At 51.1% G+C, this 11,686-nt stretch carries 7 protein-coding genes and 1 pseudogene; 2 read left to right on the top strand and 6 right to left on the bottom strand.

Going from position 1 to position 11,686, the window contains the following annotated elements:
- Positions 1 to 55: 55 nt before the first annotated feature.
- The 3 genes from FHS18_RS08080 to FHS18_RS08070 form a co-directional block, all read right to left on the bottom strand.
- On the bottom strand, positions 56 to 1,381 hold the full coding sequence (locus FHS18_RS08080) for an LLM class flavin-dependent oxidoreductase (RefSeq protein WP_183598856.1): 1,326 nt from the start codon (positions 1,379 to 1,381) through the stop codon (positions 56 to 58).
- A 245-nt stretch (positions 1,382 to 1,626) separates the two neighbouring features.
- A complete protein-coding gene (locus FHS18_RS08075) occupies positions 1,627 to 5,091 on the bottom strand; it encodes an S-layer homology domain-containing protein (protein ID WP_183598854.1) in 3,465 nt (1,154 codons plus the stop codon).
- Positions 5,092 to 5,359: 268 nt separating this feature from the next.
- Positions 5,360 to 6,331 carry a 2,3-butanediol dehydrogenase gene (locus FHS18_RS08070; protein WP_183598853.1) on the bottom strand — a complete coding sequence of 324 codons (972 nt, stop codon included), beginning with the start codon at positions 6,329 to 6,331 and terminating at the stop codon, positions 5,360 to 5,362.
- Here FHS18_RS08070 and FHS18_RS08065 point away from each other — a divergent pair.
- The gene (locus tag FHS18_RS08065) at positions 6,324 to 7,235 is read left to right on the top strand and encodes a LysR family transcriptional regulator (protein WP_183598851.1); all 912 of its coding nucleotides are present in this window, start codon (positions 6,324 to 6,326) and stop codon (positions 7,233 to 7,235) included. The two genes, FHS18_RS08070 and FHS18_RS08065, sit on opposite strands and share 8 nt — an antisense overlap.
- 95 nt (positions 7,236 to 7,330) lie before the next feature.
- Here the strand turns inward: FHS18_RS08065 and FHS18_RS08060 are convergent, their stop codons facing one another.
- Together FHS18_RS08060 and FHS18_RS08055 are read right to left on the bottom strand one after the other, a co-directional pair.
- On the bottom strand, positions 7,331 to 8,320 hold the full coding sequence (locus FHS18_RS08060; RefSeq protein ID WP_183598849.1) for a tRNA dihydrouridine synthase: 990 nt from the start codon (positions 8,318 to 8,320) through the stop codon (positions 7,331 to 7,333).
- Between the two features lie 317 nt (positions 8,321 to 8,637).
- A pseudogene (locus FHS18_RS08055) lies at positions 8,638 to 8,988 on the bottom strand (YheC/YheD family protein); the annotation flags it as partial.
- Between the two features lie 196 nt (positions 8,989 to 9,184).
- Between FHS18_RS08055 and FHS18_RS08050 the strand changes: the two are divergent.
- A complete protein-coding gene (locus FHS18_RS08050) occupies positions 9,185 to 10,168 on the top strand; it encodes a CapA family protein (protein WP_246427533.1) in 984 nt (327 codons plus the stop codon).
- Positions 10,169 to 10,423: 255 nt separating this feature from the next.
- Here the strand turns inward: FHS18_RS08050 and FHS18_RS08045 are convergent, their stop codons facing one another.
- Positions 10,424 to 11,608 (bottom strand): MFS transporter, encoded by a 1,185-nt coding sequence (locus FHS18_RS08045; protein ID WP_183598845.1) that lies wholly within the window; start codon positions 11,606 to 11,608, stop codon positions 10,424 to 10,426.
- Positions 11,609 to 11,686 lie beyond the last annotated feature (78 nt).

The following is an 11,686-nucleotide window of genomic DNA, read 5'->3' as shown; positions in this document are numbered from 1 at the left end:
CTGGAAAGATGTCGGTGTTGGTCGAACGTATCCATAGGCTTCGCTTGAAAGAAAGTTAGACCGCTTCTTCGGATTTGGTATACCGGTTAAGCGGAATCGGCAAGTCCAGGTTGCCGCGCAGCGTATCGCTTTCGTACTCTTTACGGAACAACCCTCTCTCCTGCAATACCGGGACGACGAGATCCACGAAGTCGGCTAGGCCATTCGGCACAACGGTGCGAACATTGAACCCGTCGGCGGCGCCTCCTTCGAACCAAGCCTGGATGCGATCGGCGATCTGCTCCGGCGTGCCGATGAACGACGAGCGCGGCGTCGATGCTCGGAACGCGACTTGGCGCAGCGTAAGCCCCTGCTCCTTCGCTTCTTGCTTGATACGATCGGTCGTGCTCCGGAAGCTGTTGCTGCCGAGATCGCCGATATCGGGGAACTGCTCATCGAGCGGGAATTGCGAGAAATCGTAATGTTCGAAATACCGTCCCAGGTAATTCAATGCCTGGTCGATATCCACCAGCTCCGCCGCCCGTTGATACTTCTGCTCGGCTTCCTCTTCCGTGCGTCCCACGATCGGGCCGATGCCTGGGAAGATCACGATTTCCTCCGCCTTGCGGCCGTAAGCCGCCGCTCTTGTCTTCACGTCTTGGTAGAACGCCTTCGCCTCTTCGAAGGTCTCATGCGCCGTGTACACGGCATCCGCCGATTTGGCCGCCAGCTCCTTGCCTGCCTCGGATGAACCGGCTTGGAACACGATCGGATAGCCCTGCTTCGAACGCGCGACGTTGAGCGGTCCCTGCACGGAGAAATGCTTCCCTTGGTGATGCAGCGTATGCAGCTTGGACGAGTCGAAGAAGATGCCGTTTTCTTTGTCCCCGATGAACGCATCGTCTTCCCACGAGTCCCACAGCCCTTTGACGACCTCCAGATGCTCCTCGGCGATTTCGTAACGCAGCGCATGTTGCGGATGTTCGCCCTTACCGAAGTTGAGCGCCGAGCCTTCAAGCGGCGAGGTCACGACGTTCCATCCCGCTCTGCCGCTGCTTAGTTGATCCAACGAAGCGAACTGCCTGGCCACGGTGAACGGTTCGCTGTAAGAGGAGGACAACGTGGCGACCAGTCCGATATGCGACGTAGCGCCAGCCAGAGCCGACAGCAGCGTTAGAGGCTCGAATCGATTCAGAAAATGAGGGTTCGATTTCTCGTTGATGTACAAGCCGTCCGCGATAAAGAGCAGGTCGAACTTGCCTTCCTCGGCTTTGAGCGCTTGTTGCTTATAAAATTCAAGGCTCACGCTAGCGTTGGTCGGAATTTCGGAATGGCGCCAAAAGGCGATGCTATTGCCGACTCCGTTCAGATTCGCCCCAAGCTTGAGTTGACGTTTCGACATCGTATGTACCTCCTATGGATTGTCGCGATATAAGCGACGGATAGATAACTTATTATTCTTATGAATAAACTGGTGTTTGGATTATTGTATCGGAACTGTCTGCTCGTGTCTTATAGAAAAAACCAATTTCAGTATTCAAACATTGAATATCAGGCGGCTTATTTCTTGCATCCGTCTCCCAAAGCGCCCGATTACAAAGAGACTGCTCTTCTAGAGAGCAGCCTCTGATCCGCGATCGATGCGAATTATGAATTATAGTCCATTACTCTGCTGAGCAGCACAGCCGCTTCCGCTCTTGTTACGTGGACCAGCGGGTCGAAGGATCCGTCTGATCGGCCATTCACAATGCCAAGCCTGCTCAAACCATGAACGGCCTCCAGGGCGTAAGATGAAATGCGATTGTCATCGGTGAAATTCGCGTTTCCTGCGCTAGACGTTACAGCCGCTTGCTGTCTCACTGCTTCATAAAGGATGACCGCCAAATCTTGTCGCGTAATCGAGCTATTCGGCGAGAAATGACCTTTGCCATCTCCGTTAATCAGGTTATTGGCAGCTGCGATATCGACATAGGGTGCATACCACGACGCCGGGTCAATATCCGAGAAGTCGGCAGACGCTCCCTCCTCCTTGAAGCCTAAGCCAAGAACAACCCATTTGACCCATTCCGCACGCGTGATGGAACCTGTTGGATCAACGGCTCCGTTGTCGCCTCCTGACACGATCCCCTTCTCCAATAGCTCAGCAATGGCGGATTTGGCCCACGCCGGTATGGCAGCGGCATCCGTTAGCTGAACCGTTGGGCGCCCTTCATAATTGCTAAGCGTTACCGGGCCCATCAGACCCGCGCTTAATTGCTTCTGCCCTTTAAGTTGTTTATGAGCGGCCGCAATCGTTGCATCCGTGCTTTCGGCGAGGCCGATCAGACGGTTACGGTAGGCTGGCACAATTTTTACGGTAATCGTATTGGTCCCGGTAACGAGCTTGTCGGTGATATCCAATTCATAAGGGGCGAAGATGACTTTCTCATAATCGCCGTCATTGACCTTCACCTCGGCCGCCGCGGCTCCGATGCTGCCCAGCTTCAAGACGTATGGTTTGGCAGGTGACACGTCGACGTTGATCGAGGCCGTGTAGTAACCATTCGAGGCCAGGTACTTAAATTCGTCACGCTGGCTCCAGTCGAACAGCGGGTTGGCTGCATTAATGAAAGTGCGGGACGATTGTTCATCCGGGAACAGATCATTCTTGATGTCTAACGTCCACGATGTAATCTCGTTATTCGAACTGGATGTGACGGCTCGGGCAATCGGATTGCCAGCCGCGGTTAAGCGTGCGTCACTGAAGAGCTGGGATCCGCCCGCGATAACCGCAATAGCGCCTTCACCTTGCACATAGCCCTTCAGCTGGCCATTCGTCATAGTTGCGCGAGAGACATGCCCCGTTAACGGATCGAGCAGGTATACATGCTGCGCAAGGGACGGATCAATGTTAACCGTAATTGCCTGTTCTTCGTTGCTCGTGTTGGCGATGAACGCAAGGGACGAACCATCGAGCGCGCGTCTGGTCATCCGTAAGGAATCGTTCGCCTCGTAGCTGATCATTCCTTTGGCCTCTTGCAGAGCAGCGGCTAATTCATCGGCATTGCGCGGATTGGCGGTGATGCTCGCCATGGATTTAGCCACGGATGCATCCCCATCCAGATAGCTGCCTGCCTCATAATAGTAACCTGGCTGCTTGCTTGGCTTATCGCCATACAGTACGATGTTAGCCCCGGCCTGTGCGAGTAATTCCAACGCCTTGGCGGATGCGACAGGCAAGGTCACGCCGGAAGGTACGACAATCGCTCGATAGCTTCCGCCGGGCACGGAGATGGAGCCATTCTTGTAGGCTGCCTTGGCGAGTATATCGTCATTGACGAGATCCCAAGCGAAGCCTTGTCGACTCAATTCGGCGGACAGGCTCTCATCCGCATTGCCGAACGAAGGCATATACAAGAGCACATCTGCATCGTTGTCCCCTTGGCGGACCAAGTATTGCGCCCTTGCGGCATATGTGTTGATGTCCTTGAAGTATGGCCAGAAAGAAGCGTCCGATTCCGATACGTTGGTCGCGATATCGCTGCCGGCTGCCTTCGGGCTGAAGAATGGCGACCAGCCCGTTTCGCTGAAGCCTTCCCGGTTCCATTGATAAGCCATCCCGTGATAGATGATGTCATTCACGCCGGAAATCATATATTTGTTGATGCCTGCTTTGTAGGTTTGCGGCGTTAGCGAGTAGTTGCCGCCGGGATGGAACACGAAGCTCTCCGCGGACACCAGATTGCTGTTCCCGTAGATGTGGGCGCCGGAACTGACTTTGCGGAGCGTGTTCTCATCGAGATTTTCCGTTTCGGGCAGAATGCCGGATACGCCCGCTGACTGAATGTTATCGACCGGCGGATTGTAGCCTTGCTGCCGCAAAATGAGCCCTTGGTCACCAAGCTTGCTGATGCTCTCCGCGTACCAATTGTTGAAAAATTCACTTGAGATGGCTTTGTTGTAGTCGTAGTTGATTCTCGCATCCACGTCCGTCGCAAAGTCAAAATAGTTGGTCGCTCTCCCGAACATCTGGTCTGCTCCGAGTTCCAACACGGCAGGAAGCAGCTGAATAAAATCATCGCCGTATGCTTCCTGCAGTTGCGCTTCAGGCACGACGTAACGCTGGGTGAAGAACTCGAAGCTATCGTTGAACACGGCGCGGAGCGCTCCCCCGTTGGCAACCGTATAGCTCAATACGCCGTTGTTCTGCAGCTCGTCTAAGTAGGCGGAATAGAATGCTTGAATCGCTTCCGCATTCAAGGGATCGACGAGGTAACCTTTGTCCGCGCGTTTCATCGACGTGAGAACAGGATTGCTGCCGACCGGCATGGTGTAGACTGCGATCAATACCCATCGTTCCTTGTCTTGGATCGGCAGCACGTCAGCAAGATTGTTCACTTTTCCAGGGACTTCGACATTGACTTGGCCTGTAATGTCGATTACGCTGGCCTGGTCGAGCGTCATCGTCACATCATTCACAGCCGTCACTTTGGCCGCAAAAAGCTTATACAGCCGTTGTTGGTCCTTCACTTGATCCCAGTTCAAGACGCTGAATGAGCCGCCGGCAAACCCTTTGTCTCCGTTCGATTCCGCAAAGGTATCATAGCCGCTCGGCTTCATGGCTGCCGGCACGGTTAACCGAGTGAGATCCGAGTCGCTGGTAAGGAGCTTATCGGCCTCCGTGCGGCCCACGAGGAACGTCCATTCATTGTCCTCGATCGGCACATCCTTGCCGCCTGCCGTCCAGCCCGTTCCCATGTTCAGATCGATGGTGAGACCAAGCTCGTCAGCCTTCGTAAGCGCAGCCTTCAGATTGGCATAATAGTTCTCGTCGCCGTAGGTATGTATGGGGTCCTGATCGTTCAAGCGCTCCGCATTGCTCATCCCGCCTGCATTCGGCATAATTTCGGCGCCGCCAAACATGTTGTCGGACAGCAATTGCAATTCACGTTCGAGCTCCGCCTTGTTGACGTCTCCCCCCGGCCACCACCAGCGAACCTTCGGCCGGTATTGTTTACCTGGAAGCGCGAACTCCTGGGCGAGCCCGTCCAATGGCGCCGCCTGAGCTTCAGCCATCGCCGTTACCGGCGCATTGGCAGCCACCATCGAGGCGATCACCGACATACTGATCATCTTACGAGTTACTCCACGGGTCATGCATTACATCCACCTTTCATCCATTGATTGTTCAAAGGGTCTGAGCATGGCAGATTCGTGTGTATTAGCAGGTTGTCAGCGCTTACATGTTCTTGATGGTCTAACTATAAGATGGATCACCCTCCCCTTGAAGGTGACATTATTCTGGTAAGGATGATTATCTTCGGTAGTTCATGCCACGCCTTCGCTGCATACCAAAAACAGGAGCCGTCCGCGGGCAGCTCCTGTTAACGTGCTTGTTGAATTAACCGATCTGAACGAGAATCTTCGCTTGGCTCTTGTCTTTCACGAGAAGCTCCAGTCCGTCCTCGATGATATTCTCAAGCGCGATCTTCTTCGTGATGATTTGCTTCACGTCCAGCTTGCCGTCTGCGATCAAGGCGATGATCTCCGGGAAAATATGACGATAGGCGAGGATGGAAGTGACATTCGCTTCCTTGACCATCAACTCAAACATGTTGATCTGCGCCGGCTGAGCGAATGCGGCAATGATCATCACTTCGCCGCCTTGTTTGACGGATGACACTGCGGATGTGAGGGTCGGTTGAACGCCTGCCGCTTCATAGGCCACGTGAACGCCGCCGGCAGCCAGAATGATCTCCGTCGCGTTCTGTTTCAGGCTGTTGATCGCAATCGCGCCGAGCTTCTCGGCTAGCTGCAAGCGCTCGTCCGAGACGTCGATCGCATATACCTTGGAGGCGCCGGCGGACTTCGCGGCCAGAATCGTCAAGAGTCCGATCGGGCCTACGCCGTAGACGGCAGCGGAATCGCCAACCTTCAGCTTGCTCTGGCGAACCGCATGCATGGCTACCGCGGTCGGTTCCACGAGAGCGCCTTCCTCGAAGCTCACGTTATCCGGAAGCTTGTGGACCATATACGGCTCGACGAGCACATAATCGGCGAATCCGCCGTTGTCGTTCAAGCCGACGAAGCCCATTTTCCCGCATTGGTTATAGAAGCCCATACGGCAGCTTTGGCACTTCCCGCAATACATGATCGGTTCGATTGCGACTCGGTCGCCCTTGACGAAGCCGTTCACGCCTTCGCCGATCTCCTCGATCTCGCCGGCGAATTCATGACCGAGCGTGAGGGGAGCCGACTTCCCGGACAAGGGATGCGGATCCTCGGTTTGAACTCCGATCCCGTGATGATATTTAAGGTTTATAATGATAGTATAAGCGCGTCTAATATCCAGAGAGGTGAATCGGATGAACATCGAACAGCTTGAATATATCGTGGAAATCGCCAAGACGGGCTCCTTATCCGCCGCTGCGAACGAACTGCATGTGACGCAATCCGCGCTGTCGCAATCCGTCTCCCGCCTGGAGGAGGAGCTGGGCATCAAGATTTTCCAGCGCTCTCATGCCGGAGCCGTTGCGACGGAAGAGGGACGAAGAATTCTGAAGAAAGCGTTGGAGGCGCTGCATGCCATCGACGAAATGAAGGAGAACGCTCTGCTGGATCGCAATATGATGCAAGGCGAGCTGGATGTCGCTTCTTTTCCCGGAGTCATGCCGCTGCTCGTCAAGGCGGTCTCGTCCATCAAGCAGGAGTATCCTTTGCTCCGGGTTACCGTGGGAGAGAATTATTCGATGCAGATTCTGGAAGATATTCGTGCCAATCGACTCGGCCTTGGCCTCATTGCGATGTACGCCAAAGATATTGAGCGGTTGACGGGACTTGCCTTCGAGCCCATCGTTCAAGGAAAACTGGTAATTTGCGCCAACAAGAAGTCTCCGATCGCCCAGCATTCCAGCATTCATCCGAGGGAGCTTAAAAAGCACGATCTGGTTCTGTACCAAGGAGACAGCTTTCTGGACGACTTCGTGACGGATTACCGTGCGGCCTACGGGGATTTGTCCATTCTGTTCTCGACGAATAACGGGGGAGCGATCGATGCCGCCTTGTCCGAGAACCTGGCCATCACGATCGGCCACGACTTCTCCTTCTACGGCAATCGGCAGTGGCTTGCCGATCAGTATGCCATGATCGACATTGCGCCGTTCGCCCAGCAGCCGATGCAAGTCGGATGGGTGAAGTCGGAGAAGAAGCAGATGTCTTCGGTGTATCAGCTGTGCGTGAACCGGTTCAAGCATGAGCTCGACCGCAAGCGGATTTGAGGTATGAAAAAAGGTGCCAATATAGATTGGCACCTGCAAGAGTGAGTTCTTCATTATCCTAACCCTGTCCCACTGTCGGGACAACCCTTATCCACCTAATGTCCTTGTTCCTCTACCCCATCATGCTCCTTGCTTCCGAACTCACTCAGCAATGCACGCGCTTCGCTTGTTGATTTGGCGTTCATCAAGCTGTTTCGGAGTTCGCTTGCCCCTCGAAACCCACGGACATAGATTTTGAAGAAACGGGCAAGAGCGCTATACGAGCGTGGTATCTCTGCTGAGTATTGATCATGGAGGTCCAGATGGAATCGCAGCAGATCCAGCAATTCCGCACTGCTGTGATCCTTCTGCTCTTTCTCGAATGCATATGGATTCTGAAAAATCCCGCGCCCGATCATAATACCGTCGACTCCGTATTGCTCCGCAAGCTGCAAGCCAGTCTGACGGTCAAGGATATCTCCGTTAATGGTTAGAAGCGTATCTGGCGCGATCTCATCACGAAGCTTCTTAATCTCCGGAATCAGTTCCCAATGCGCTTTTACTTTGCTCATTTCGTCTCTGGTCCGCAGATGAATGGACAGATTAACAATGTCTTGTTTCAAAATATGGGTTAACCAGTCACGCCATTCGTCTACGTCACTAAAACCGAGCCTTGTTTTTACGCTGACAGGCAGCCCCCCGGCTTTGGCGGCCTGGATGATATCCGCTGCGATTTCAGGTCGGCAGATCAGACCGCTGCCCTTTCCATTCTCCGCTACATTCGCCACAGGACAACCCATATTAATATCGATGCCTTTGAATCCTTCTTTGGCCATACCGATGCTCATTTCACGGAAAAATTCCGGCTTATCTCCCCAGATATGGGCTACGATGGGCTGTTCATCTGGGGTAAAAGTCAAGCGCCCGCGCACGCTTTTGTTCCCTTCCGGGTGACAGTAACTCTCCGTATTCGCAAACTCCGTAAAAAACACATCCGGCCGGCCGGCCTCGCTTACGACATGACGGAAAACAACATCCGTCACATCTTCCATCGGTGCTAGTACAAAAAAAGGCCGTGGTAAATCACGCCAAAAGTTTTCTTTCATCCTTAAAAACCCCTCTATACCTACCAGAACAATCATTGTCCCGAAAATAGTAAAATACGTCACTCTTTATTATAAACGGAATCATGTTCTGACAAAAGAGCGAACCCCTCACTTATCGCTGCCAGCGATGCGCTCTCCCACTATGGTCAGTTTCACTGCCCCATCATGGGTAGTAAATAAAGCAGATCGCCAACATCCGTCCTCCTGTCTAGGATGTTGGCGATCTTTTCACGTTCTGGCATATCGCGGTTATAAGTGCTTGTTGGTGCACTTTCTTCATACCGCGTGACCGATAATAGTGACGCCCTTGGAGCTCTTTAGCATCCGAGAAGCTTGCTCAAGCGTTGGCGTGCTGAGGTTGTATTTACCTCAATGATCCACGGCTTCATATTTTGGTCCAGGCCGATATCGATACCGAAAAGGAAGATTCCAGGGTACAATCTCTCCAGCTTATCGCTCACCGATTGACCCAGTTGGTTTAGGGATGCGATGATTTTTCGTTTGCTTCTTTCATTCACATAGGGACGAATCAGGTCATCTATCGATAAGGCGGTTCCCCCGCTGCGGATATTCGTCACTATTTTACCGGGCTGAGCGGCTCTACCGACGAATCCTTCATTAAACCAATTACCGCTATGTTGTTTTCTCATCATCAAGCGCAGATCGAACGGCCGATACTTTTCGGAATATGCTCGGTTTTGTTAGGCCTTCGGTTCATGGCTCATCCTCCTGATCGATCCACTCGCACGTTAAACTTTTATCCATATCCTATTCGTATCACGGGCGGGTGTCCTTAGGCGATCAACCAAATAGAAGGCGGATCCAAATGAAGGTGCATAAAATATGGGCAGTGGAGGAGGGGTTATGTTGAGTAAAATAGTAGTGGCTGCTGTTGGAGACCTGTTGATGAAGAGCGAGATTATTGCTTCAGCGAAACGAGCTGGTAAATATGACTTCGATCCGATTTTCAATAAGGTGAACCCTTATTTGAAGAAGCACGATCTAACCATTGCAAATCTGGAGACGACGTTCTCGGGGAGAAGAAAATTGGGGTTATACAAGGGCCCTGATCCCAAATGCAACTGCCCACGCGAACGGAGGCATCCACGCACAGGATTTCCCGTATTTAACTGCCCGGACGACCTGGCATCCGCTTTGAAGAGGAATGGTTTTCAAGTATTGATCACGTCGAACAACCATTCCATGGATGGTGGAGTAGAGGGAGTAAAGAGGACGCTGCAGAAGCTCGATCAGTTTGGTTTGAAGCATACGGGGACCAACCGCTCTCGAGAAGAAGCAAGCAAACCCTTAATTATTCGAGCAAAAGACATCACGATCGGCATATTGGGTTATACCCAAGGAACCAATTCACTTCCGGTTCCTACACCTTGGCTTGTCAATCGAATGGAGTTCATGAAAGTCTTAGCGGATGTTCGTAGGCTGAGGAATAAAGTCGATTTTCTCATTGTGTACCTTCATTTCGGGCGAGAATATCAATCTCTCCCCAGCAAAGAACAGAAGAAGTGGGTGCAACTCCTCTTCCGAAACGGTGTGAATGTAGTTCTAGGTGCGCATCCCCATGTTTTGCATCCGGTACAGCAGTATAAGATGAAGGACAAGGATGGTCGGATGAGAACACGGATCGCCGCAACATCCTTGGGGAATTTCGTCTCTACGAAGTTGAGGGGAGATTCGAATACTATGCGGGGGATGATCTTTTCCTTTACGATCACAAAGAACCATGAAGGAATAACGGATATTTCGGGCACTGCTCGCCTACCCACCATGGTTCAAGTAAGTAAAGAAAAGGGAAGGAAGGTCTACACTATTGTTCCAATAAAAAGATGAAAATAGGCTGCCATTAGGAAGCGCTAATGGAGCCTAGGGGCATGTATGACTTGATTCGATTCGCTGAAGTAGTGCCCAGTGTTAATTTGAGACGCCGTGCTCGTCCGCCCAAGGATCCCTGCGCTCTCCCACGTGAGTCGGTTGCACTACCAACAAATTGCAAATTGCGAAATATCTTATCTCATTATGATGTCCTTCCAGAAGAAAAGCCCACGAAGTTAGGCTTCTCTCCTACATTCCTCAATGACAAAATAATTACTTCGCTGTCTCTTTCTTTAACACATCTGCTGCGATAAATAGTTGTCGATAAATGAATACGAGAGCGCATGCGAATATGATCACACATGCATAAAACTCCATTTGGAAACCGAAGCGGTAAAAAAACGACCCTACGACGGGACCGATTGTCATCCAAACGTAACGAAAAAAATTGTATACACCTGTAGATGTAGCCCGATGATGCGGCAGTTCATTTGCGAGCAGCGTTGTTTGCAATGGAAGAGATATACCAAGAAAAATGCCAAAGAGAGAAAGGCTAAGGGTCAAGATTGGCAAGGAAACCGAAGCAACCACTGCAAATAACAGAATAGTTGCCATATTCAAAAATGCCATAGTAATAAGTAATTTTTTCAAATCAAAATACTCTTGAATTCGACCGCCCACTAAACTACCAATAACGACGCACAAGGATATAGGAAGGAACATCAGTCCAGTTTGGCTAGGACTTAGTTTATAAAGATCGGTAAGAATGTTTGGTAGTAAAATCAATAACAAATAGAATACTGAGTATTGGACTGAGCCAAGAACGACAATAGCTAAACCTACCCGATGAGTAAGTACATTGGATAACTGTCGGATACGGAATCGATCAACACCGCTCGCTTTCGTTTTGGTTTCAGGCAAAAATAAAAGCAAAATGAACCATAGCACCAATGTGATTCCAAAAAGAGCCCAGAAAATACGATGTATTCCATAATGCTGTCCAACAAATCCTCCGAATATTGGCCCCAATCCCGGTCCAAGTGCGACAAGCATTTGATAAATGCCCATGGCTCGACCTCGCGACTTCCCCTCAAATAAATCCCCGATTACAGTAAGGGCAGCGACTGATCCAACAGCTCCTCCACAGGCTTGTAATGCACGAAATAAGATAAGCATTTGAACAGAGCTAGACATAGCCGCACCTACAGTTGCCAACAAAAAAAACAGAAATCCGATTAACAGAATTCTACGTCGACCATACTTATCGATTAGCGGTCCATATACGAGTTGCATGATTGCAAAAAAAAGGGGATATATGGATACTGTCAAATTGATTGCATCCTGCGACGCTTGAAATTGCTGTCCAATCTCAGGCAACATTGGTGTATAAATAGTTTGAGTGAATGGACCGAAGAAGGCCACGATAGATACCAAATAGACGAGAAATTTTTTTCGCATATAAGATCTGATCCTCCGTAAGATGATGTAAGATTGTTTTACAAGGCTCATCATATATAATATACTAAAGAAATGTAA

The sequence above is a fragment of the Paenibacillus phyllosphaerae genome (assembly GCF_014192105.1).
GTDB lineage: Bacteria > Bacillota > Bacilli > Paenibacillales > Paenibacillaceae > Paenibacillus_Z > Paenibacillus_Z phyllosphaerae.
Note: the sequence above shows the minus strand (reverse complement) of the source record. Positions and strands in the feature narration are given on the sequence as shown.

Coding starts and splice junctions, on each gene's coding strand:
- FHS18_RS08080 (WP_183598856.1), bottom strand. CDS start 1,381: ATGTCGAAACGTCAACTCAAGCTTGGGGCGAATCTGAACGGAGTCGGC.
- FHS18_RS08075 (WP_183598854.1), bottom strand. CDS start 5,091: ATGATCAGTATGTCGGTGATCGCCTCGATGGTGGCTGCCAATGCGCCG.
- FHS18_RS08065 (WP_183598851.1), top strand. CDS start 6,324: ATGAACATCGAACAGCTTGAATATATCGTGGAAATCGCCAAGACGGGC.
- FHS18_RS08070 (WP_183598853.1), bottom strand. CDS start 6,331: ATGTTCATCCGATTCACCTCTCTGGATATTAGACGCGCTTATACTATC.
- FHS18_RS08060 (WP_183598849.1), bottom strand. CDS start 8,320: ATGAAAGAAAACTTTTGGCGTGATTTACCACGGCCTTTTTTTGTACTA.
- FHS18_RS08050 (WP_246427533.1), top strand. CDS start 9,185: ATGTTGAGTAAAATAGTAGTGGCTGCTGTTGGAGACCTGTTGATGAAG.
- FHS18_RS08045 (WP_183598845.1), bottom strand. CDS start 11,608: ATGCGAAAAAAATTTCTCGTCTATTTGGTATCTATCGTGGCCTTCTTC.